Annotated in this window: 14 protein-coding genes and 1 pseudogene; 5 read left to right on the top strand and 10 right to left on the bottom strand. The window is 73.4% G+C overall.

Translation table 11 applies throughout. The annotated features are described in order from the left end of the window. Nucleotides 1-4: 4 nt before the first annotated feature. The 4 genes from R2E43_RS32560 to R2E43_RS32575 form a co-directional block, all read right to left on the bottom strand. Nucleotides 5-1,174: an ATP-binding protein gene (locus R2E43_RS32560; protein ID WP_003977648.1), complete on the bottom strand. Its 1,170-nt coding sequence runs from the start codon at nucleotides 1,172-1,174 to the stop codon at nucleotides 5-7. Between the two features lie 52 nt (nucleotides 1,175-1,226). Further along, a complete protein-coding gene (locus R2E43_RS32565; protein ID WP_408649144.1) occupies nucleotides 1,227-6,398 on the bottom strand; it encodes a hypothetical protein in 5,172 nt (1,723 codons plus the stop codon). Between the two features lie 5 nt (nucleotides 6,399-6,403). Beyond that, the gene (locus tag R2E43_RS32570; RefSeq protein WP_136207869.1) at nucleotides 6,404-7,258 is read right to left on the bottom strand and encodes a DUF4132 domain-containing protein; all 855 of its coding nucleotides are present in this window, start codon (nucleotides 7,256-7,258) and stop codon (nucleotides 6,404-6,406) included. A gap of 120 nt (nucleotides 7,259-7,378) precedes the next feature. Beyond that, a complete protein-coding gene (locus R2E43_RS32575; RefSeq protein WP_093455651.1) occupies nucleotides 7,379-8,539 on the bottom strand; it encodes a DNA polymerase III subunit beta family protein in 1,161 nt (386 codons plus the stop codon). Between the two features lie 63 nt (nucleotides 8,540-8,602). Between R2E43_RS32575 and R2E43_RS32580 the strand changes: the two genes are divergently transcribed. Both R2E43_RS32580 and R2E43_RS32585 read left to right on the top strand, forming a co-directional pair. After that, nucleotides 8,603-9,361 (top strand): YqjF family protein, encoded by a 759-nt coding sequence (locus tag R2E43_RS32580; RefSeq protein WP_093455649.1) that lies wholly within the window; start codon nucleotides 8,603-8,605, stop codon nucleotides 9,359-9,361. A 33-nt stretch (nucleotides 9,362-9,394) separates the two neighbouring features. Then, a complete protein-coding gene (locus R2E43_RS32585; protein WP_332056801.1) occupies nucleotides 9,395-9,826 on the top strand; it encodes an SgcJ/EcaC family oxidoreductase in 432 nt (143 codons plus the stop codon). A gap of 31 nt (nucleotides 9,827-9,857) precedes the next feature. Here the strand turns inward: R2E43_RS32585 and R2E43_RS32590 are convergent, their stop codons facing one another. Then, complete coding sequence (locus tag R2E43_RS32590; RefSeq protein WP_030864906.1) at nucleotides 9,858-10,601, bottom strand: FadR/GntR family transcriptional regulator; 744 nt, start codon at nucleotides 10,599-10,601, stop codon at nucleotides 9,858-9,860. A gap of 104 nt (nucleotides 10,602-10,705) precedes the next feature. Here R2E43_RS32590 and R2E43_RS32595 point away from each other — a divergent pair, with 104 nt between their 5' ends. Further along, entirely contained in the window at nucleotides 10,706-12,496 is a 1,791-nt protein-coding gene (locus R2E43_RS32595; RefSeq protein ID WP_136207872.1) for an IlvD/Edd family dehydratase, read from the top strand. 619 nt (nucleotides 12,497-13,115) lie between these two features. Next, nucleotides 13,116-13,532, top strand: a pseudogene (locus R2E43_RS32600) (alpha/beta hydrolase fold domain-containing protein); the annotation flags it as partial. A 59-nt stretch (nucleotides 13,533-13,591) separates the two neighbouring features. Here the strand turns inward: R2E43_RS32600 and exaC are convergent. From exaC to xylB, 5 genes are all read right to left on the bottom strand, one after another. Continuing rightward, entirely contained in the window at nucleotides 13,592-15,115 is a 1,524-nt protein-coding gene (gene exaC / locus R2E43_RS32605; RefSeq protein WP_332056802.1) for an acetaldehyde dehydrogenase ExaC, read from the bottom strand. A gap of 142 nt (nucleotides 15,116-15,257) precedes the next feature. Beyond that, the gene (locus tag R2E43_RS32610; protein ID WP_332056803.1) at nucleotides 15,258-16,517 is read right to left on the bottom strand and encodes a GAF domain-containing protein; all 1,260 of its coding nucleotides are present in this window, start codon (nucleotides 16,515-16,517) and stop codon (nucleotides 15,258-15,260) included. A gap of 174 nt (nucleotides 16,518-16,691) precedes the next feature. After that, nucleotides 16,692-17,297, bottom strand: coding sequence for an N-acetylmuramoyl-L-alanine amidase (locus R2E43_RS32615; protein ID WP_003977659.1), 606 nt, complete (start codon nucleotides 17,295-17,297; stop codon nucleotides 16,692-16,694). A gap of 307 nt (nucleotides 17,298-17,604) precedes the next feature. After that, nucleotides 17,605-18,813 carry an ROK family transcriptional regulator gene (locus R2E43_RS32620; RefSeq protein WP_003977660.1) on the bottom strand — a complete coding sequence of 403 codons (1,209 nt, stop codon included), beginning with the start codon at nucleotides 18,811-18,813 and terminating at the stop codon, nucleotides 17,605-17,607. 230 nt (nucleotides 18,814-19,043) lie between these two features. Then, the gene (gene xylB / locus R2E43_RS32625) at nucleotides 19,044-20,489 is read right to left on the bottom strand and encodes a xylulokinase (RefSeq protein ID WP_003977661.1); all 1,446 of its coding nucleotides are present in this window, start codon (nucleotides 20,487-20,489) and stop codon (nucleotides 19,044-19,046) included. A gap of 155 nt (nucleotides 20,490-20,644) precedes the next feature. Between xylB and xylA the strand changes: the two genes are divergently transcribed. Beyond that, nucleotides 20,645-21,808, top strand: a complete 1,164-nt coding sequence (gene xylA, locus R2E43_RS32630) for a xylose isomerase (RefSeq protein ID WP_003977662.1) — start codon at nucleotides 20,645-20,647, stop codon at nucleotides 21,806-21,808. The last annotated feature ends 90 nt before the right edge of the window (nucleotides 21,809-21,898 follow it).

A 21,898-nucleotide genomic window follows, 5' to 3' on the forward strand; every position in this document is an offset into this window, starting at 1 on the left:
GCGGTCAGCCCTCCAGGACCGTGCGCAGGTCCCACAGGGTGCGCCAGGTGGCGGAACCCTGCTCGGCGCGGCGCCGCACGGGACCGTCCCAGTACCCGCGCAGCCGCGCCGCGTCCGCGGGATCGTCCTTGCGGACCACACCGAGGAGATGACCCGGCAGCAGGCCCAGCACGTCGCGGTCCCCGGGGAAGTACGCCGCGGCCAGCCCCAGCGCGCCCGCGACCGACACCGCCTCCGCGGTGCTCATGACGGTAGAGGGGCGCTCGACCTCCCAGCCCTCCGTCGACCGGCCCTCGCGCAGGTCGCGGAAGGCGACGACCAGGGCCTCCAGGACCGCCTCGTCGACCTTGAAGGGCGCGCCGGCCCGTTCGACCGAGGCCCGGGCCTGGCTGCGGACCAGGGCCGTCTCGGCGTCGAGGTCCGGAATGGGGCCGACCGTCTCGAAGTTGAAGCGCCGCTTCAGCGCGGCGGACATCTCGGAGACGCCCTTGTCGCGGAGGTTCGCGGTGGCGATGAGGTTGAAGCCGGGTGCGGCGTGCGCCAGGGCGTCGTCGGTGCCCGAGAGTTCGGGTACGGCGATGCGCCGCTCGGAGAGCAGGGAGACCAGGGCGTCCTGCACCTCCGGCAGGCAGCGCGTCACCTCCTCGACGCGGGCGATGCCGCCGCGGGCCATCGCGGTCAGGACGGGGGAGGGCACGAGAGCCGTCCGGCTGGGGCCCTGGGCGAGCAGCAGGGCGTAGTTCCAGCCGTACTTCAGCTGGTCCTCGGTCGTACCCGCCGTGCCCTGCACCACCAGGCCGCTGGTGCCGCACACGGCCGCCGACAGCAGTTCGGACAGCATGGACTTGGCGGTGCCGGGCTCTCCGACGAGCAGCAGTCCGCGCTCCCCGGCGAGGGTGACGACGCACCGCTCGACCAGCGACCGGTCACCCACGAACTTGCCCTCGACCGTCAGTCGGCGGGGCACGCCCTCCGGCGTCTCGGCGCCCTCGGGCAGCCGCAGGGCACGGCCGTCGCTGCCCATGACGAAGGTGACCACGGCGCGGGGGGTGAGCCGCCAGGCGGGCGGGCGCGGACCGTCGTCGTAGGCGGCGAGGAAGGCCAGTTCGGCGGCGTACCGCTCCTCGGGCGGCACGATCTGGCGGGCGGTGTCGGGCGAGAGGGTGGTGGTCATCGACGGATCTTCCGGTCGGGTCGGGCGGCGGTCACTGGGGCATCGAGCGGGCTCATCGGCGGCGGCCCCCGCGCCTGGCACGGGTGGTGAGCTCCTCGTAGGCGGGCGCGTCCCGGTCGCACACCCGGGCCCAGGCACGGGTGAACAGCTCCGGCACCGGGAGCAGTGGAACGGAACGGAACCCCTCGCCGACCGGGTACAGCCCCTCCTTCCACGTCTCCACCGGCAGGGCGGGCGACTTGAGATCGCGCCAGCCGCAGGGCAGGAAGAGGGAACGGCCGGCCCGCGGCCGTCTGGCCTCGACGACCAGGTCCGTGGCGGCCAGCTCGGCCCGGACCTTCTTCGACCGCGCGGGCCTCCAGCCGGTCCAGCGGGCGCAGTTGCGGTCGGTCGGATCGGGCAGGGCGAGCAACTGCAGGTAGAGCGCCGCCGCGTCCTCGCTCAGGCCCTGGGTCCGGGCCACCTCGGTGACGAGCGCGGGAACACTGACCGTGGGGTCCTGGGCGGATCCCTCGGCCCCCGCGGGATCCAGCCCGGCATCGACGCTGCGCGCCAGCTCGTCGCCCAAGAGCGTGCGCAGGGCCCGCACCCCGGTGCCCCGCGCGGTGCCCACGAGCCCTTCGAGCAGGCCGAGCACGGCGTCGTCCGGGCCGGTGAGACCGGCCGGTCGCACCAGGACGGTCTCCCGGTCGCCGTGCCAGGGACGCAGGACCAGGGCCTCCCCGATCCGCGTCGTGCCCTCCGCGTCGGCGCCGCCGGTGGCGGGCAGCCCGTACGCCTTGCGGAGTTCGGCGGCGGTGGTGCCGCCCTTCTCCGTCCACTCCACGTCCAGGTCGAGCAGCAGTCCCGGATCGGCAAGACGGCGGCGCACGGCGGCCAGGCCCTCGGGCAGGGCCGCGCGCAACGGGTGGCCGTGGGGGAGGGCGTAGGCGAGCGAGGCGAGAGCGTCGACGGCGCCGGTCAGGGTGTAACGGTGCGGTACGGCGGCGGGGTCCTCCGCGACCAGCCGGCCGTTCTTGTCCGGTCGCTGGACCGTGGTGCGGCTGAGCCAAGGGGTGCGCTCGGGATTGAGCACCGCCTCGGCGGATCCGACCGGCAGGCCGTCGAGCGTGACGGCCAGGTCCTCGGGCAGGCGGACGAGGGCACCCAGGCGCTCGGACCAGACCCGGCCCACGGCTCCCGTGTCCGGTCCCGCCGTCCACAACTCGGCCGGATCGTCGGGCAGCAGCGCGCCGATGAGCGCCGCCCGGTCGGTGGCGAGGAGGGAGTTCAGCATGCGGTTGCCCGCGTCCAGCTGACGGGGCTTGAGACCGGTCGTGGCGAGGGCGCCGGCGTCGAGGCGCTCCGGTTGCGCGGCGAGGAGCACGGTGGCCTGGAGCGGTCCGACGCCATCGCCGGTGGCCGCGGCGAGGTCGCCCGGCGCCTCGGGCTGCCAGGGCGGGGCTCCCTTGTCGCGGGTCAGCCGGGCGACCGCGGGGAGGGCGCCGGCGGGGAGCGCCGGGGCGTGCCGGGTCTCCTTCTCCAGCGTGAAGTGCGCGACGGCGCCGAAGACGCCCGCCGGATCGTGGTCGAGCGCCAGCCAGTTGACGCGGTCCCGGGCCATGTCGACGTTCTGGCAGCCGAGGACGACCACGGTGCGGCCCTCGCGTCGCAGTACCTGCCCCGCACGTTCCCGCTGCCGGTGCTTGTCGTACGGCTCGCCCAGGACGATCTCCCGGATGCCGTCCCCCGGTGCGGCGAGCGGCCCTTCGGCGAGCGCCTCGAACAGGAGGAGCAGCGCCTCCCGTTCCGCCGCAGGCAGGGTCGGTACCGTGGCCCGGTAGGCCAGCGGCCGCAGCACGCCCAGCAGCTCCGGCCAGGTCATGCCCATGCGGGGGACGGTGTGCTCGTCGCTGTGCCACCCGTCGCCGAGCGGGGACCTGCGGGTGCGCTCGGCGAGGCGCATGCCGTCGGCGGGCTTGCCCGAGAGAACGTGGTTCACCGCACGGATCTGCCGGAGCGCGGTCCACTGGCTCTCGCCGCCCCACGACCCCCACATGCGGGCCAGACCGTCGGCGGCCGCGCGCAGGGTGCGGTCGTCGCCGTGCTCGGGCCGGTAGTCCGCGAACATCCCCTCGGTCCGCTTCCGCTGCGGCTTCGGCTGCTCCACGGGTGGGGTGACGAAGCGGGCGACCGCGTCGGCGATCTGGACCGTGGTGCGGACCAGAGCCGTCACACCGACGAGGAGCCGCTTGTCGGTGAGCCCGGGAAGCGCCCGGGTCACGATCCGCCGCACCACCTCGTCGGCGGTCGGCACCACGGGCCTGTTCGCGCCGGCCGACCCGCCGGCCGACCCGGTGGCCGCTCCGGAGTCCGCGCCGTGCTCACCGGCCGCCTCGTCCGCGGCCTTCGCCGCGCTGACCTGCGCCTGGCGCTCCGCCAGCGCCCGCACCGCCGTGCGCAGCAGGTCGGCCGCCTGCTCGTCGGTGAATGCGCGCAGGACGGCCGACGACCGCTCGTCGCGGGGGCGCAGTGCGTGCCAGAAGGAGACCGGCGGGACGAACGGGGTGCCCGCGGCGAATTCCCCGCCCCGTTCGTTCGGTGTCACCCGGCCGAGCACGCCCGCGTCGCTGCCGTCGTCCGGCGCGTACAGGGCGACCTGGCCTCGCGTGCGCGCCACGACGGGCGCCGCGCCTCCGGGCAGGCGCAGCGCACCGAGCGGGGTGACGCGTTCGCCGCGCCCGGAGGCGCGCAGCGTGACGGTCCGGCCGTCGGGCGTTCCCGCCGTGGTCAGTGCCTCGCCGGGCGCCTGCTCGGCGCGCACCCAACGCCCGAGCACGGTGCCGTCGGTGCCGAACGGGCTCCGTTCGAGACCGGGTTGCAGCGGCAGCACCTCGCACTGGTCCTGCAGCAGCGTCGCGTCGTCGCCGATGCCGGAGCGGAGGAAGGCGGGCAGCGACGCGCGACTGTGCGTGCCCGTCGCCGGGTCGTACTCCAGCCACACGTGCTGCCGGCCCTGCCTGCCCTGCCGCCAGTACGACGTGCCGTCGCCGATGACGGGCCTGCTCGCGGGCAGTACGGTGTCGCCGGCATGCAGGGTGCGCCCTCCGGTGGCCCGGCCGCCGTCGGGCAGCGGGATGGACGGGGCGACCTCGTCGTTGCGCCACCAGTGGGAGATCTGCTCGCCCGTGAGCGTGAGGACCTCGGACGGCCGGTTGGACCAGTAGCCGCGCTGCTTGCCGTCCTGCCACCACCCCACGAGCAACTCCCCGTCGGCGTAGCGGAACTGCGGTCGCTGCCAGCGGTCCAGGTCGGCGGGGAGCCGCAGGTCGTGTTCGAGCAGAATCCCGTCCGGGCCGACGACGACCGCCTTGTGCCCGCGGCTGAGGATCAGGCAGGGCCAGGCCTCGTTCACGATCAGCGCGGTGTCGCGGTCCCCGCGGGTCCCGGCCCCGTTGCCGTTGCGGGCCCGGGTCTCGGCGTCGAGCAGCCGCAGGGCTTCGTCCAGGGCGGGCCAGCCCAGCTCGTCCAGGAGGCCGGTCCGCAGGGTGCGCCCGAGCAGCGGAGCCGCCTCGTACCCGGCGGCACGGGCGACGGCCTCGGGATTGACCCGGGAGGCCACCGACCGATAGGGGCTCAGCCGGTTCAGCGCCTCGCGTGCTCCGGGCAGGCCCACCGTGCGGGCGAGTTCACCGACGGCGCCGTCCAGCCACTCGCGCAGCACCCCGCTCAGCACGCGATGGTCGGCGAGATGGTCCAGTACCCGGCTCGACTGCCGCTCGTGCCCCGCGGCACCGACCGCCCGCAGCAGCAGGGGGCGCAGCCGCGGGTCCGCGGCGACGGCTGCCAGCTCACGCCGCTCCGGCCGGGTGTCGCGCACCCAGCGGTCCAGCCCGAGGTGGACCTCGGCGTCGGGGCCGGGCAGGGCCAGGGGGATGTCCTCCGCCGCGCACAGGTCGAGCAGGGCGATGTCGACGCCCACGTGCCGGCGGCCGGTGAACAGGTCGACGGCGCGTCCGTCGGCCCGCAACCGCGGCGCCATCCGTGCGACGAGGCCCAGCGTGGCCGGGGAGCTGTCGCACACCGTGGCACCGCGCTTGCGATGGGCGGCCCAACGGCTCAGCCAGTCCGCCGCGTCGACACCGCCCGCGGCCTCGGCGACCGAGCCGCTTCCGGCCGCCGTCCCACCGTCCTCGCCGGTCAGCAGCCGGTCGGCACCGCACTCGGCCAGCAACTCCAGCCAGAACTCGTCACTCTTGGTGCCGTGGTCCAGCCCGGCCGGCATGATCTCCAGCATCCGTTCCCGGACCGCGGGCCGTCGCTCGGCGAGGACGGCGAGCGTCGCCCGGTAGGCGGTCCAGAAGGAGGCGGGCGCCCGGACGGCGGCGGGCGAGGCGACCAGATCGGCGACGAGGTCGCACTCCGCCTCCACGCGGGGCAGCCCGGCCGCCTTGATCAGCACGCGCGCGTCCTGCGGCAGCGATGCGTAGGGCGGCATGCCGGCCGCACAGCGTTCCACGGCCAGCTGACGGAACTGGGCCCAGGCCTCGGCGGCGTCCAGTCGGGCCGCCAGATCCCTCACATGCTGCTTCAGCGCCTTGACCGTCAGCGCCCCGGCGAAGGCGAACTCCAGGAACACGGCACGCTGCCGCTGCTCGTCGACGGCGAGCGCGTGCACCCGCTCCGCCTCCCGCGCCTTGCCGAAGAAGGCGGCGGCGTAGGTGGTGTTGTCGAACTGGAGGAAGATCCGCGCGGCCTGCTCGAAGAAGGTCGGCAGGAAGTGCGGCACGGCCCGGCCGAGCCGGTCGCCGAGCTTCTCGAAACCCTCCTTGGCGTTGCCCGGCCGGGACTTGGCCTGACGGGCGAGCCGCTCGACGTCCTTGACCAGGGCCAGCGCGTGGTGCCCGTTGGCCGGGTCGTTGACCAGGGCCCAGGCGGGGAATCCGAGGGTCTCCCGCCTGACCTGCCCGATCTCGGGAGTCTCCGCGTCCCGCACGAGGCCGAGGAAGTCCAGAGCGAGGTCCTCGGCCTCCCCGAGGGTGCCCGGCACCAGCCGGACGACGCTGCGCTCGCCGAGCGCGGCATGCGTGTACGTACGGACCGTGAGGGTGTCGGCGTCCTCCCGGCGGCTGCTGCCGGGCGGCAGGAGCGCGCCGGCCTCGAGCAGTGCCGAGGCGGTGGCGCCGTCGGGGACGGTGACCTCGCGCGCGCCGGTGGCGCCCTGGGGCGCGGTGGTGGTGTCCATGGCATTCACGCGGCCCGCTCCTCGTCCTCGATGTCGCGACCGGCGTACAGCCCGGCCGCCATGCGCATCCCTTCCGACCAGGCGACCGGACCGACCCGGCCCAGCTTGAGCACCCGCCCGGCGGCGTCCGTCCACATGAGGGGGCCGGTCTCCGTCTCCTCGTAGCCGTCGTAGTCGCCGACCCAGACGCGGGCCTCCACGGCCCGGCCGTCCTCCCAGGCGGAGCAGACCGCGTATCCGCCCCGTACACGGTGGCCGAGCTGGGTGACCCGGCCGTGCAGGAAGCGCAGCTCCTTGAAGGCGCCGCCCGCGTACTCCTCGACCGAGGCGGCCTCGGCGTCGAGTCCCGCGGGGCGGTGCCACACCTCGCGGAAGAGCTGCTGAGCGCGCTGTTCGACGCCGAGTTCGACGGCGAACTCCCGCAGCTCCTCCAGGTCCTCGAGGAGCACCGGATGCGGGAGACGGACGAGGTCGGGGGCGACACGGACCGTGTCACCGTCGAGGTCGACGAGGCCGAGGCCGCGCTCGGGGTCGGCGTCGCGCAGGAATCCCGCGACCTCGCCGTCGGCACCGGTGACCACGAGGTCGCGCAGGGCGGACCGCCAGGCCGGGTCGGGCCACACCCGGGTGAGCACGGCGAGGGGCACGGGCAGCGACCGCACCATCCACCGCTCGACGTCGCTCAGGCACTGGCGTTCGTGCCGCTCCAGCCACTCGACGAGCTGCCGCAGCCCGACCACCGCGGGATCGTCCGCGAGCTTGGCCGGCACCGATTTCAGCCGCCGTCCGGTGGCGTTGCGGCACACCACCTTCCCCTCGTCCAGGGCGACCTCGTAGTCCCCGGCCGTCACCCACCCCATGAGTGCCTCCCCGCACCGCAGTGATCAAGTGCTGACGACTGTAGGCGAGCCCACTGACAACGCCGTCGGCGCGGCGGACGCAGGACGGGGGATGCCCCGGGGCGGGCGACCGGAGAGCCGTCAGTCGTCCAGGCGGACCGGCATCAGGACCGAGAACGCCCCCTCGTCGTCCACCCGGCGGATCGCCAGCGGCGCGGTGGCGGCGGGCCCGAACTCCAGGACGAGCCGGTCCCGGTCCGCGGCGGCGAGCGCGTCCAGCAGGTATCCGCGGTCGACGCCGACGTGGTGCGCGGCTCCGTCCGCCTCCTCGTCCGGGGCGCCGTCGCCGCAGACGATCACCGTGCCGTCGTCCACCGTCGAGAGCACGCTGACGTCGCGCGCCTGCCGACCTGGCTCGCGGTCCTCGGCCACGCGGACGGGGCCGGACTCCAACGCCTCCCGGAACTCGGGCACATCGACGGCGACGCGCCGCCCGGGCGGCAGCTGGACGAGACGGCGGTAGTCGGGGAAGTCGTGGGCCAGGCGCCGCCCCGACGCCTGGCGCTCCGCTGCCTCCAGCGTCACGCGGTCACCCTCCACCGCGAAACGGGCGGGCCCGTCGTCGTCCAGCAGCGCGCGCATCGCGTCGACGAGCGGCGCGGGCACGATGACCTGCTCACGGGCTCCCCCGTGTCCGACGGCGGCCAGCCGCGCGACGGCCATCCGGTAGCGGTCGGTGGCCACGAGGTGGAGCGTGTCGCCCTCGACGTCGAACAGAACGCCGCCGAGCATCGGCAGCTCGGGGTCCCGGCCCGCGGCGAAGCGGACCGCGTCGAGCGCGTCCGCCAGCGCGGGCGCGGGAAGGGACAGCCGGACGGTGCCGGTACGCGGTGAGGCGGTCATGGGATTCTCCCTGTGATCGAGTAGCGCTTCGAGCGTGGAGAACTCGCTGCGGGCCTCGGCCAGCCCCCGTTCCAGACGGCGCAGGTGCGCCTGGAGCAGCCCGCGCACCAGGTCGGCGTCCGCCCCGGACCAGCCGGCCAGTACCAGCCGGATGTCGGCCAGCGGCAGGCCGGTCCGCCGCAGCCGGGCCAGCACCCTGGCCTCGTCGAGCTGGCCGGGGGCGTACCAGCGGTAGCCACTCGCCGGATCGACCCGGGCGGGGACCAGTACACCGGCACGGTCGTAGAACCGCAGGGCGCTCACGCCCAGTCCGCTCTCGCGGGCCATCTCCCCGATACTGCGCATCTCGTTCTCCACGTCGGGGACTCTGCTCCCTGAACCAGGTCGAGGGTCAATCATGAGGGGATTCCCGCAGGAGCGGCCGGTGGGCCCGTACGGCCGCCCGTCTGCCATCCTTGCGCCGTGCAGAAGCCCAGCGCCGTCACCCCGGACGCCCCCGCGGCGATACGGTCGCCGCTCCTCACCCAGGAGTGGCTCGACCTCGCCTTCGTCCACTGGGCCGTCGAGCCCGCCGCCGTGGCGGGACTCATGCCGCGCGGCACCGTCCCCGACACGCACGACGGAGTCACCTACGTCGGGCTCGTCGCGTTCCGCATGCACCGGGTCGGCTGGTTCCGGCTCCCCGGGGTCCCGTACCTGGGCTCGTTCCCGGAGACGAACGTGCGCCTCTACAGCGTGGACGCGCACGGGCGGCGCGGTGTGGTCTTCCGGTCGATGGACGCCTCGCGGCTGATCCCGGTGGTGCTGGGGCGCGTCGGCTTCCGCCTGCCCTACCTGTGGTCCCGCATGACCGTCCGCTCCGTGGGCGACACCGTGACCTACATCAGCTCCCGCCGCTGGCCGGGTCCGCGCGGCGCCCACAGCCGCATCACCCTGCGGACCGGCGAACGCATCCACGAGCCCACGGCCCTGGAGCACTTCCTCACCGCCCGCTGGGGCATGCACAACGTGTTCTTCGGCGGAGCGGCGTACCTGCCCAACCACCACCCCCGCTGGCCCCTGCACCGGGCCCGGCTTCTCGCGTGCGACGAGGACCTGGTCGCGAGTGCCGGGATACCGGCGACGGGAGAGGGCCCGGTCAGCGTCCTCTACTCGCCCGGAGTCCCGGTCCGTCTCGGTCGTCCCGCCCTGCCGGTCTCCGCCGCCCCTGCCGCCCCTTGACCTCAACCGTGGTCGAGGTACCACGGTGATCGCATGAACACACAGGGCTCACCCATGGAAGCCGGCACCCAGAGCATCGACGGCATCGACGACATCGAGGCCATCGAACGCGTCGTGGCGACCGTCGAACGCACCCAGCGGGACAAGGACGCCGAAGGGTTCCTCACCCTCTTCCGGCCCGACGCGCTCTGGACGACCGGACACGGCAAGGTGCTCCTGGGCCTCGACGTGATCGCCGAGTTCACCCGCGCGGTGCTGCCCCAGGCCGTGTGGGACGGCGACGTCACCTACGAGGTGATCCACACGCAGTTCCTGCGCCCCGACGTGGCCGCGGTCAAGGTCCGGCAGGTCTACCACTCGGCCGAGGGGGAGACGGAAGGCGCCCCGCTGTACGTCATGACCAAGCAGGAGGACGGACGGTGGCTGTTGCACGCCTGCCAGAACACCGAAGTCCGCAGCGGGTGAGGCGAGCGGCGCGGGGGCGCGGCCCGCGAGGTCATGCGGCACCGTCCGGCATGCCGGGAGACCGGGCGATCTCGTCCTCGGCGGCTTCGACGATGGCCAGTACGGCGGCTGCCGCGGCCGCGGGGTCGCGGGCCTCGACGGCTTGCACGACGGCGCGGTGAGCCGGCAGTGAGGCTTCCACCGCGCCGGCGGTCCGGGTGCTGACGAGGAAGCTGTGCTCCAGCGCGATCTCGACGGCACGGCCCAGCGAGCCGAGGAGACGGTTGCCGCCGGCGTCGAGCAGGGCCCGGTGGAAGGCGATGTCGGCCTCGACGTATCCGCGGCGGCCGGGCCTGGCCGCCGCGGCCTCCATGGCGGTCAGGGCGTCGTACAGGACTCGTACGTCTTCGGAGCCGGCCCGTTCGGCAGCCAGCCGCGCGGCCTCGGGCTCGACGATCCGGCGCAGTTCGCTCGTGTCGCGCAGCAGAGCGGTGGCGTCCCCGGCCTGTTTCCAGCGCAGCACGTCGCGGTCCAGGTGGTTCCAGTGCTCCGGGGACAGCACACGTGTGCCGGTGCGCGGGCGCACGTGGAGCATCCCCTTGGCCGCCAGTGCCTTGACCGCTTCCCGCAGCACCCCTCGGCTGACGCCGATCTCGGCCGCGAGCGCGTCCTCGACCGGCAGCGGAACCCCCGGCTCCCACGAGCCGCCCACGATGCGCCGCCCGAGTTCGTCGACCACGCGCTGCTGCATGGTCGGGAAGTGCACCACGATCTCCGCTCGCCCCCTGGACACCATTCATCGAATCATTCAATGATTGTGGGACAGGGTATGGCCCGCGGGCCCCACCCGGCAGCACCCCACCGCGAAGCGGACGACGCCAGAGCCACGGGAGTGACCGCATGACCGACGAACCGAGGACGAGTCGCCGCAGCCAGGCGTGGTTCGGCGCACAGGGCCGCAGCGGCATGGTGTACCGCTCCTGGATGCGCAGCCAGGGCTTCGGCCACGAGGTGTTCGACGGACGCCCCGTCATCGGCATCGCGACCAGTGCCTCCGAACTCGCCCCGTGCAACGCCCACCTCACCCGCGTCGCCGAGGCCGTCAAGCGCGGGGTGTGGCAGGCCGGCGGCTTCCCGCTGCAGTTCCCCACCATGGCCACCGGCGAGACGCTGATGCGCCCCACCGCGATGCTGTACCGCAACCTCATGGCCATGGAGGTCGAGGAGCTGATCCGGGCCAATCCGCTCGACGGTGTGGTGTTGCTGTCGGGCTGCGACAAGACGACCCCCGCCATGCTCATGGGCGCCGCCAGCGTCGACCTGCCCGCCGTCATGGTCACCGGCGGGCCGATGCTCAACGGCAAGTACCGGGGGCAGGACGTGGGATCCGGCACCCATGTGTGGAAGTTCGAGGAGGACCTGAAGACCGGCCGGATGACCGAGGAGGAGTGCTTCTTCGCGGAAGGCTGCATGGCCCGCTCCAACGGGCACTGCATGACGATGGGGACCGCCTCGACGATGGCCTGCCTGGCCGAGGCGCTCGGCATGCAGTTGCCGGGCTCGGCGGCCTGGCCCGCGGTCGACTCCCGGCGGATGGAGACCGCGCAGGCCGCGGGGCAGCGCATCGTGGGGATGGTGGAGGAGGAGCTGCGCCCCTCGCGGATCCTGACCCGCGAGGCGTTCGAGAACGCCGTCCGGGTCAACGCGGCCATCGGCGGCTCCACGAACGCCGTCATCCATCTCCTGGCCATCGCCGGGCGCGTCGGCGTCGACTTGAGCCTGTGGGACTTCGACGAACTGGCCCGTGCGGTGCCGACCCTGGTCAACCTGATGCCCAGCGGCAAGTACCTCATGGAGGACTTCTGCTATGCGGGCGGCCTGCCCGCGGTACTGGCCGAACTGCTCGGCGGCGGGCTGCTGCACGGCAGCCAGATCACGGTCACCGGACGCACCATCGCCGAGAACAACACGGGGAGCACCGACAACACCGGGAACACCGGGAACACCGAACGGGTCGGCTCCGACCCCGACCCCGACCCCGACTTCGACGTCATCACCCGCCTCGACGCCCCCTTCCAGCCGGCCGGCACCGGGATCGCCGTCCTCCGCGGCAACCTGTGCCCCGACGGCGCCGTGATCAAGCAGTCCGCCGCGTCACCGCACCTGCTCACCCACCGCGGCCCCGCACGCGTCTTCGACTCTCCCGAGGCGTATCACGAGGTGGCCGACGACCCGGATCTCGACATCGACGAGAACACCGTCATCGTCATCCGCAACGCCGGCCCCAAGGGCTACCCCGGCATGCCCGAGGTCGCCAACGTCCCCCTGCCCGCCAAGCTGCTGAAGGCCGGCGTCAAGGACATGGTGCGCGTCTGCGACGGGCGGATGAGCGGCACCGGCTACGGGACGGTGGTCCTGCACGTGGCACCCGAGGCCGCCGTCGGCGGACCCCTCGCCCTGGTCCACGACGGGGACCCGGTCGTCCTCGACGTCCCCCACCGCACCCTGCGCCTGGACGTCGACGACGCCGAGCTCACGCGACGCAGGCGGGCGTGGCGGGCACCCGCCGAACGGCACGCCGGCGGTTACGCCTGGCTCTACACCCAGAACGTCGAACAGGCCGACCGGGGCGCCGACTTCGGATTCCTGCGGGGAAACCGCGGACACGAGGTTCCCCGAGACTCCCACTGAGGGCGACGAGCGCGCAGCCGTTGACCACGCTCACGGCCCGTTCGGGAGAACGGCATCGCTCCGGGTCGGCGGTGTGACGAGGCCTTGCGAGGCACGAGCCGCCCACTCGAAAATGGCCCCGGACCGGCCACGTGACGCAGCGAACGGACGAGTACGGCGGCAGCCTGGGGAACCGGATGCGTCTGCCCCCTGCGCGTGGCCCGCGCGGTGCGGGAGGCGTTCCGGGGATGGCAAGCCGTCCTCTTCCGCATCACCGCCACGGACTGGGTCGAGGGCGGCACCACCATCGAGAGTCGGCTGTTCGCTCAGGAGCTGGCAGCCGTGGGCGGTGACCTCCTCGACGTCTCCTCCGGCCTGGCCGTACGGGACGAGGCGGCCCGCCCGGCCGGTGCGCGAGCGGTCCACGCACTCGTGGCGGACGTACGGACGGGCGGACGGACGGGCGGATGCGGTGATGCTTGGCCGCGCGCTGCTGCGCGACCCCTACCTCGCCCTGCGCCGGCACGCATCGGACCGGGCCACCTGGCCCGCCCAGTATCACCGCGCGCTGTGATCCCCGTTCCGCGGGCGCGTTGGCCACGTCGAGCAAGATCTACACCGCCCCCGGCAACTGTCGGGGCGCGACAAGGGCGGTCCGCGGCTGGTCGGGCAGTTGCCGATGTGCCCGATGCTCGACGAACGCAACGACAGTGCTTCGGCCCACCAGATGGACGGTGTCGATGTCTGGGACCGTGGCTGGAACGGCTTCGGATGGAAGGCCCTGCTCGGTTCCGGGTGCGGGGCCCCGGATGTGTCGCCCTGCGCCGCGCCCGCCCGCGCCACGGATCTGTCCGGACTGCCGCCCGCCTTCATCGACGTCGGCTCCGCGGAGACGCTGCGCGACGAGGCCGTCTCCTACGCCGACCGGATCTGGCGGGCCGGCGGCTACCACACGTTCGACCTGGTGGCCCCGGACGCGGTGATCAGCCGGGCGGCGTGGCAGGCCCGTCGTTCCTGGTGGGAGCGGGTGCTGGCGGCGGACCGACGCAGTGACTGAGCCCGGCGAGGGCCTGGAGGAGCGAGGGGCAACGCCCCCTCCAGGCCCGACTCGAGGCTCTAGAAGAACCCGAGTTTCTTAGGGCTGTAGGAACAAAGAATGTTCTTGGTCTGCTGGTAGTGCTCCAGCATCATCTTGTGGTTCTCCCGGCCGATGCCCGACTGCTTGTAGCCGCCGAAGGCGGCGTGCGCCGGGTATGCGTGGTAGCAGTTCGTCCACACGCGTCCCGCCTGGATCGCGCGGCCCGCGCGGTACGCGGTGTTCATGTCGCGGGTCCACACCCCGGCGCCGAGGCCGTACAGGGTGTCGTTGGCGGTCTTGACGGCGTCGTCGAGGTCGTCGAAGGACGTCACCGACACCACCGGGCCGAAGATCTCCTCCTGGAAGATCCGCATGCGGTTGTGGCCCTCGAAGATCGTCGGCTGGACGTAGTAGCCGCCCTTCAACTCGCCGTCGTGCTCGATCCGCTCACCACCGGTGAGTACCTTCGCGCCCTCCTGGCGGCCGATGTCCAGGTAGGAGAGGATCTTCTCCAACTGGTCGTTGGAGGCCTGGGCGCCGATCATCGTGTCGGTGTCCAGGGGGTGACCGGGCTTGATCAACTCGGTGCGCGCGACGGCCGCCTCCATGAACTCGGCGTAGACGCCCCGCTGGACGAGCGCGCGGGACGGACAGGTGCAGACCTCCCCCTGGTTGAGCGCGAACATGGTGAAGCCCTCGAGCGCCTTGTCGCGGAAGTCGTCGTCCCGCGCCCAGACGTCCTCGAAGAAGATGTTCGGCGACTTGCCGCCCAGCTCCAGCGTGACCGGTTTGATGTTCTCCGAGGCGTACTGCATGATCAGCCGCCCGGTGGTGGTCTCGCCGGTGAACGCCACCTTCGCCACCCGGGGGCTCGACGCGAGCGGTTTGCCCGCCTCCACTCCGAAGCCGTTGACGACGTTCAGGACCCCGGGCGGCAGCAGGTCCGCCACCAGGCTCAGCCAGTAGTGGATCGAGGCCGGGGTCTGCTCCGCGGGCTTCAGGACCACGGCGTTGCCGGCGGCGAGGGCGGGCGCGAGCTTCCAGGTGGCCATCAGGATCGGGAAGTTCCACGGGATGATCTGGGCGACGACCCCCAGCGGCTCGTGGAAGTGGTACGCCACGGTGTCGTCGTCGATCTCGCCGAGTGAGCCCTCCTGGGCGCGCACCGCGCCCGCGAAGTAGCGGAAGTGGTCGATGGCGAGGGGGATGTCGGCCGCCAGAGTCTCGCGCACCGGCTTGCCGTGCTCCCAGCTCTCCGCGACCGCCAGGCGCTCCAGGTTCGCCTCCATGCGGTCGGCGATCTTCAGGAGGATGTCGGAACGCTCGGTCACCGAGGTACGGCCCCAGCCCGGAGCGGCCTCGTGCGCGGCGTCGAGCGCCCGTTCCACGTCGTCGGCCGTGCCGCGCGCGATCTCGGTGAACGGCAGGCCGTTCACCGGGGACGGGTTCTCGAAGTACTGCCCGCGCGCCGGTGGCACGTACTCGCCGCCGATGAAGTGGTCGTAGCGCGACTCATAGGAGACGATCGCGCCCTCGGTGCCGGGCGCCGCGTAACGGGTCATCCTGTCTGCCTCCCTCATCGAGCGCTGTCCGCCGTTGGACAGCTCTGCGCGCGAGGCTAGGAAGCGGGACGTTGCAGACACGTTGCGCGCGTCGCGGGCGGCGCCCGGTCTCCCGGCCCGCCGCTCGGCGGGGGGGGGGTGCTCACCACGGGTTGGGCGCGGCCAGCTCGGACTCCAGCGCCGCGAGCCGGGAGCTCGTGGCCGCCGTGGGCCGCACCGCGGCGAGCGCACGCCACACGTCGAGATCGTCCTCCCCCCAGGGTGCGTGAGCCCAGTCGGCCAGCAGGTCGGGGTCACCGCAGGCGATCAGCGCCGCGCGCAGACCGTCGGCGAGCCGGCGCCTGAGCCGTCCGACCGCCGGAGCCTGGGAACCGGGCAGCAGCGGACCCGCGTACGCCGCCGCGGCCGCCGTGACCGCACCGGCCCGCAGCCGGCGTTCGACGACGGAGGTGTCGGACTCGACGGGCATCGTGAGCCGGTACGGCCGGGAAGCCAGTCGGCCGGGTCCCAGGATGCCCCGCAGCCGGGCCAGCTCGGCCCTCAGCGTCACCGGCGGTACCGTCTCGTCCTCGTACAGAGCGCACAGCAACTCGTCGCCCGTCAGACCCTCCGGATGGTGGGCCAGCAGCACGACGATCTCGCTGTGCCGCCGGCTCAGCCGGACCCTGCGACCGTCCGCGCTCAGCAGAGCCTCGTCGCGGCCCAGCGCGGTCAGCTCGGCCGCCTCCGACGCGGACCGCTCCGGAGTGAGCAGCGCCAGCTGGGACTCCGTGGCACGCGCCACCGCCTGTACGAAACCCAGACTGTGCGGATGCGCCAGACCGTCCCCGCCGGTGATGTCCACGGCGCCGAGCACCCGACCGGTGCGGGGATCGTGCACCGGAGCGGCTGCGCAGGTCCAGGGCTGTACCCGGCGTATGAAGTGCTCGGCCGCGAACACCTGCACCGGACGGCCGACGGCCACGGCCGTGCCCGGCGCGTTCGTCCCGACGGCCGACTCCGACCAGCGGGCCCCGGGCACGAAGTTCATCCGTCCCGCCCGGCGCCGGGTGGCAGGGTGTCCCTCGACCCACAGCAGTCTGCCGTGCGCGTCGCACACCGCGAGCAGGTGCTCGCCGTCGGCGGCGAACGTGCCCAGCAACTCGCGGACCAGCGGCATCACCCGCGACAGCGGGTGTTCGGCCCGGTAGGCGCCGAGGTCGCCGTCCATCAGCTCCACGCTCGCGGTACCGTCCGGGCCGACACCCGCCCGGACCGACCGCCGCCACGAATCCGCGACCACGGCCCGCACGGGCCGCCGCACCGTTCCCGCTTCGGTGAAGGTCTCGTGGGCCCGGCGCAGTGCCCGCGCGCGCTCGACGGGGTCGGCACCCGGTTCCAGAGCCAGCCATGCGTCAGTCAACTCGGCCTCCCCGGATGGTGTTGCGGTGTGGGACATCGTGACTCCGCGGATACGCGCGGACAACCACTTCGACCGGCCGGGCACCCGAATGTGGCGTTCCGAGTGGACCGGAGAGGGGGCCGGGCGACGGCCGGGCGCGGCCGGGCGAGGCCGGACGACGACCGGACCAGGAGGTCAGGCGAAGTTGACCAGTCTGATGTATCGGGTCCAGTCCCAGAACGGCCCCGGGTCCGTGTGGTCGCTGCCCGGAACCTCGTGGTGCGCGATGATGTGCGTGCGGTCCTTCGGGATGCCGTAGGCGGTGCAGATCGCCGCGGTGAGCCGGGCCGACTGCTCGTACATGGCGTTGGTGAAGTACTCGGGCCGGTCGACCCATCCCTCGTGTTCGATCCCGATGCTGCGGGTGTTGTAGTCCCAGTTGCCCGCGTGCCAGGCGATGTCCGTCTCGCGGACACACTGCGCCACGTGCCCGTCGGAGGACCGGACGACGTAGTGTGCGGACACCTGCTTCTCGGGGTCGCGGAAGATGGACAGCGTGTCCGCGTACGTCTCCTGCGTGACGTGGACGACCACGAAGTCGACGGGGTAGGCCGTGGGCCGGCTCGACCGGCTGTAGTTCGACGTGCTCGCCGGGAGCCACTCGGCGGAGGGGTAGTCGACGGCACGGACCTGCGCGGCGGCCCGTGTACCGGAGAGCAGGGTGTAGGGGACGGTGGCCAGCGCGGCGCCCTTCAGGAGCCGCCGCCTGGTCGGAACGGGTGCTGTCCTCTCCCTTTCCATGGGATTGCCCTTTCGTCGGTGGGCCCTCGGCCCGGTGGGGGGTGAGTGCTCAGCCGTTCGGTATGACGGAGCGACATGTCAGAGCGCACGACAGAGCGAAATGACGCGGAGCGGAATGCCGACGCGGACGTCCGACCGCCCCGTGGGCGAGGTGCGTCCGCGTGAATCACCGTACGGGGAGCGGGGGTTGCGCAGTAGAGCGCCGCGCCGTTCCGTGGACAGCCACCGCCTTGTGGACACCGCGCTCACTCGATCGAGTGAACGCGAGCGATGGTTCGGATTGTCGGTGACCCCCGAAGGGCGAGTGTCAGGCCCGCTCCGCCACCGCGCCCGGGTCGTCCAGGACCGCCCGGACCACGGAGTGCGCGGCTCCGAGCAGCGGCCCCTGCGGACCCAGCTCGGACACCGCGACCGGGCAGGCGGGACCCGCCGTGCGCCGGGCCAGTTCGTCCCGCAGCGACGGCAGCAGCCAGGGCGCGAGTCCGGCGAGGGCGCCGCCCAGCACCACGCCCTCGGGGTCCAGCAGGTTCACCGCACCGGTCAGGGCGATGCCGAGCGCCGTGCCCGCCTCGCGCAGGGCACGCCGTACGTCCTCGTCACCCTCCGCGGCCCGGCCGGCGAGCAGGCCGACACGGTCCTCCCCCGGCTCCACGCCCGCCGCGCGCAGGACCGCCTTCTCACCGGCGTACTGTTCCAGGCACCCGCGCCCACCGCAGGCGCACCGGGGCCCGTCGGGATGGACCGGCACATGCCCCAGCTCACCGGCGAACCCGCGGGTACCGCGCAGCAGCCTGCCGTCGAACACCACGGCCGCACCGATGCCGATCTCGGCCGAGACGTGCAGGAAGTCCCGGGGAGTGCCGTCGCCGAGCCAGAGTTCGGCGAGCGCGCCGAAATTGGCCTCGTTGTCCACGGTCGGCGGCAGATCCGCCGGCAGCAGGGCGCCGAGGTCTGCGTCGTGCCAGTCCAGGTTCGGTGCGCGGACGACGGTCCGGCCGTCCCGGGCCACCAGACCGGGCACGGCCACCGCGAGGCCGGCCGGCCACAGTCCCTCGGTCTCCGCCTGAGAGACGACCTGACGCACCAGGCCGGTGAGCTGCTCCAGTACCGGCTCCGGCGAACGGCCCCGGTTGCTGCCGTACCGCACCGCACGCGCGCGTACGCGGCCGCGGAGGTCCACGGCACAGACCGCGAGATGGTCGACGCCGACCTCCGCCCCGATGCCGGCCGGGCCCTGCCCGCTGACGGCGAGTGCGGAGCCGGGACGGCCCACGCGGCCTGGGCGTTCGGGACCCAGCTCCTCCAGCAGGCCCGAGCGGATGAGCTCGTCCACGAGTGTCGACACCGCGGCCCGCGTCAGCCCGATCCGCGAGGCCACGGCGGCCCGGGACAGTGGGCCCTCGGCGCTGACGGTGTGCATCACCCGCGACAGGTTGCGGCGGCGCATCCCCTGCTGGGTGTCCGGCAGCGCGCGCCCGGGGCGGGCCGGCTGGGCTTCGTGCGGCGGTGCGCTCATGCCTCCGTCAGTCCTTGGTCTCTCGTCGCTCGGTCCGGTCCGGTCCGGTCCCGGCCGGCCGCCACGGGGCGCGGTCGGGCCACGTGCGGGTCGTCCGAAGCCGGAGACGACGGGAGATGCCTGAGATGCCCCTCGTCACGTCCCGGTCTGCTGGGCGACCCGTCCGCGGCGGTTCCGCGGGGCGCGGAGGGCGGAGGGTCCGCCGGTGGCCCGCCCGTGCGGGCGCGCCCTCAGCGGGAGGCCGCGTCCCGTTCCAGCAGCGGTGCCGCGTCGGAGAGTACCCCGGTGATCCGGTTCAGCGTCGCCTCGTCCCGTTCCACGGCGTCGAGTACCGGCCCGGCGGCCGTGTTCCAGCGTCGGGCGACCGCTGCCGCGTCCTCGCCGGTCAGCAGACCGGCCGCCTGCGCCGCGGCACCGAGCGCGACCAGCTCCCTGGCGTCCGGGATCTGGACCGGGCGCCCGGACAGCCGCCGTACCGTCTGCTGCCAGGCCGTCCCCCGGGCACCGCCGCCGATCAGCAGCAGGGGCGCGGACGGGTCCGCGTCGGCGTCGAGGACGAGGTCGAGCGCGCCGAGCAGCGAGTGGACGGCGCCGTCGTACGCGGCCTGGAGCAGCTGTCCGGCGGTCGTGTCGTGGCGCAGCCCGTGCAGGAGGCCGGAGGAGTGCGGGAGGTTCGGTGTGCGCTCGCCGTCGAGGAAGGGCAGCAGGGTGACGTCGGTGCCCGGCTCGACGGCTTCCCGGTCCAGGCCCAGCAGGGACGCGACGCGGTCCACGGCGAGCGTGCAGTTGAGGGTGCAGGCCAGCGGCAGCCAGTCGCCGCGCGCGTCGGCGAAGCCCGCCACGGTGCCCGTCGGGTCGGCGGGCCGGCGCTGCGACACGGCGTAGGCCGTGCCCGAGGTGCCGAGGCTCATCACCGGGACGCCGGGGCGCAGTCCGAGACCCAGCGCGGCGGCCGCGTTGTCGCCGGTGCCGGCGGCGACCAGAGTGCCCTTGGAGAACGGCAGGCCGTGGCCGTCGCGTACGGTGCCGGCCACCTCACCTGGCCGGACCACCCGGGGCAGCAAGGCCGGATCGAGCGCCACGCGCGCGAGGATCTCCTCGTCGTAGGCCTCCGTGCCCGACGCCCACCAGCCGGTGCCGGACACGTCGCCGCGGTCGGTGGTCCCCTCGCCGGTGAGGCGCTCGGTGAGGTAGTCGTGGGGGAGCCGAACGGCCTTCACCGCGCGGGCCGCCTCCGGCTCGTGCTCGGTCAGCCAGGCCCACTTGGTGACCGTGAAGGAGGCGCTGGGCACGCTCCCCGTGCGCTCCGCCCAGGCCTTGGCCCCGCCCAGCTCGTCGATCAGCCGGCGGGCCTGCGGAGCTGAGCGCACGTCGTTCCAGAGCAGGGCGGGGCGCACCGGCTCGCCCCGGGCGTCCAGCGTGACCAGACCGTGCTGCTGCCCGCCGACGGACACCGCGGCGGCCTCGCGGGCGGCCTCGCCGCACTGGCTCAGGGCCTCGCCCAGCGCGTCCCACCACTGGCGGGGATCGCTCTCGCGGCCGGTCCCGGAGGACACGGTGTGGGGCGCCTGGCCGCTCGCGACGACCCGGCCGGTGGCCGCGTCGACGACCAGCGCCTTGGTGGACTGGGTGGACGTGTCCACGCCGACGACGAGCGGACCCTCGGCTGCTGACATCGGGCTTCTCCCTCTTCCGCGGGTCCCGCGACCCGGTCTTCACTCCTTCGGGGACACCTTGTCCCTTCCCAGGACCGTGTGTGCATACTAATTTGTAAAGCGCCATGACGAAATAGTCGGCAGCGATTGATCGGCAGCGAGTGAGGAGCCGCGGAATGAACTACCAGCCCACTCCCGAGGACAGGTTCACGTTCGGTTTGTGGACGGTCGGCTGGCAGGGCCGTGACCCGTTCGGTGACGCCACCAGGCAGGCCCTGGACCCCGCCGAGTCGGTACGGCGTCTGTCCGAGCTGGGTGCGTACGGCGTCACGTTCCACGACGACGACCTGATCCCCTTCGGGTCGAGCGACACGGAGCGGGAGTCGCACATCAAGCGGTTCCGGCAGGCGCTGGACGCGACCGGCATGAAGGTGCCGATGGCGACGACGAACCTGTTCACGCACCCGGTGTTCAAAGACGGCGCCTTCACGGCGAACGACCGGGACGTGCGGCGGTACGCGCTGCGCAAGACGATCCGCAACATCGACCTCGCGGTCGAGCTGGGCGCGAGCGTCTACGTGGCCTGGGGCGGCCGGGAGGGTGCGGAGTCCGGCGCGGCCAAGGACGTGCGGGACGCGCTCGACCGGATGAAGGAGGCCTTCGACCTGCTGGGCGAGTACGTCACCGAGCAGGGCTACGACCTGAAGTTCGCGATCGAGCCGAAGCCCAACGAGCCGCGCGGTGACATCCTGCTCCCGACGGTCGGCCACGCCCTCGCCTTCATCGAGCGCCTCGAGCGGCCGGAGCTGTACGGCGTGAACCCGGAGGTCGGCCACGAGCAGATGGCCGGCCTGAACTTCCCCCACGGCATCGCCCAGGCGCTGTGGGCGGGCAAGCTCTTCCACATCGACCTCAACGGCCAGTCGGGCATCAAGTACGACCAGGACCTGAGGTTCGGCGCGGGCGACCTGCGGGCCGCGTTCTGGCTCGTCGACCTGCTGGAGCGGGCCGGGTACGCGGGTCCGCGGCACTTCGACTTCAAGCCGCCGCGGACCGAGGACTTCGACGGCGTGTGGGCGTCGGCCGCCGGCTGCATGCGCAACTACCTGATCCTCAAGGACCGGGCGGCGGCATTCCGCGCCGACCCGCAGGTGCAGGAGGCGCTGGCCGCGGCCCGGCTGGACGAACTGGCCCGCCCGACCGCCGAGGACGGTCTCGCCGCCCTGCTGGCCGACCGGAGCGCCTACGACACCTTCGACGTGGACGCGGCCGCCGCGCGAGGCATGGCGTTCGAGCACCTCGACCAGCTCGCCATGGACCACCTCCTCGGCGCCCGCTGACCGGTCCGGCACCCGTGAGAATGTCCGGCCCCGTCCTTCGCGGACGGGGCCGGATCTCGTGCGGGGCGTCACCCGGCAGGACGGGCGAGG

Origin of the sequence: Streptomyces violaceoruber (genome assembly GCF_033406955.1) — a bacterium.
Taxonomy (GTDB): domain Bacteria; phylum Actinomycetota; class Actinomycetes; order Streptomycetales; family Streptomycetaceae; genus Streptomyces; species Streptomyces violaceoruber.

Bases quoted from the DNA above. Each gene is read 5' to 3' on its own strand.
- R2E43_RS32560 (WP_003977648.1), bottom strand. From the start codon at position 1,174: ATGACCACCACCCTCTCGCCCGACACCGCCCGCCAGATCGTGCCGCCC.
- R2E43_RS32565 (WP_408649144.1), bottom strand. From the start codon at position 6,398: ATGGACACCACCACCGCGCCCCAGGGCGCCACCGGCGCGCGCGAGGTC.
- R2E43_RS32570 (WP_136207869.1), bottom strand. From the start codon at position 7,258: ATGGGGTGGGTGACGGCCGGGGACTACGAGGTCGCCCTGGACGAGGGG.
- R2E43_RS32575 (WP_093455651.1), bottom strand. From the start codon at position 8,539: ATGATTGACCCTCGACCTGGTTCAGGGAGCAGAGTCCCCGACGTGGAG.
- R2E43_RS32585 (WP_332056801.1), top strand. From the start codon at position 9,395: ATGAACACACAGGGCTCACCCATGGAAGCCGGCACCCAGAGCATCGAC.
- R2E43_RS32590 (WP_030864906.1), bottom strand. From the start codon at position 10,601: ATGGTGTCCAGGGGGCGAGCGGAGATCGTGGTGCACTTCCCGACCATG.
- R2E43_RS32595 (WP_136207872.1), top strand. From the start codon at position 10,706: ATGACCGACGAACCGAGGACGAGTCGCCGCAGCCAGGCGTGGTTCGGC.
- exaC (WP_332056802.1), bottom strand. From the start codon at position 15,115: ATGACCCGTTACGCGGCGCCCGGCACCGAGGGCGCGATCGTCTCCTAT.
- R2E43_RS32615 (WP_003977659.1), bottom strand. From the start codon at position 17,297: ATGGAAAGGGAGAGGACAGCACCCGTTCCGACCAGGCGGCGGCTCCTG.
- R2E43_RS32620 (WP_003977660.1), bottom strand. From the start codon at position 18,813: ATGAGCGCACCGCCGCACGAAGCCCAGCCGGCCCGCCCCGGGCGCGCG.
- xylB (WP_003977661.1), bottom strand. From the start codon at position 20,489: ATGTCAGCAGCCGAGGGTCCGCTCGTCGTCGGCGTGGACACGTCCACC.
- xylA (WP_003977662.1), top strand. From the start codon at position 20,645: ATGAACTACCAGCCCACTCCCGAGGACAGGTTCACGTTCGGTTTGTGG.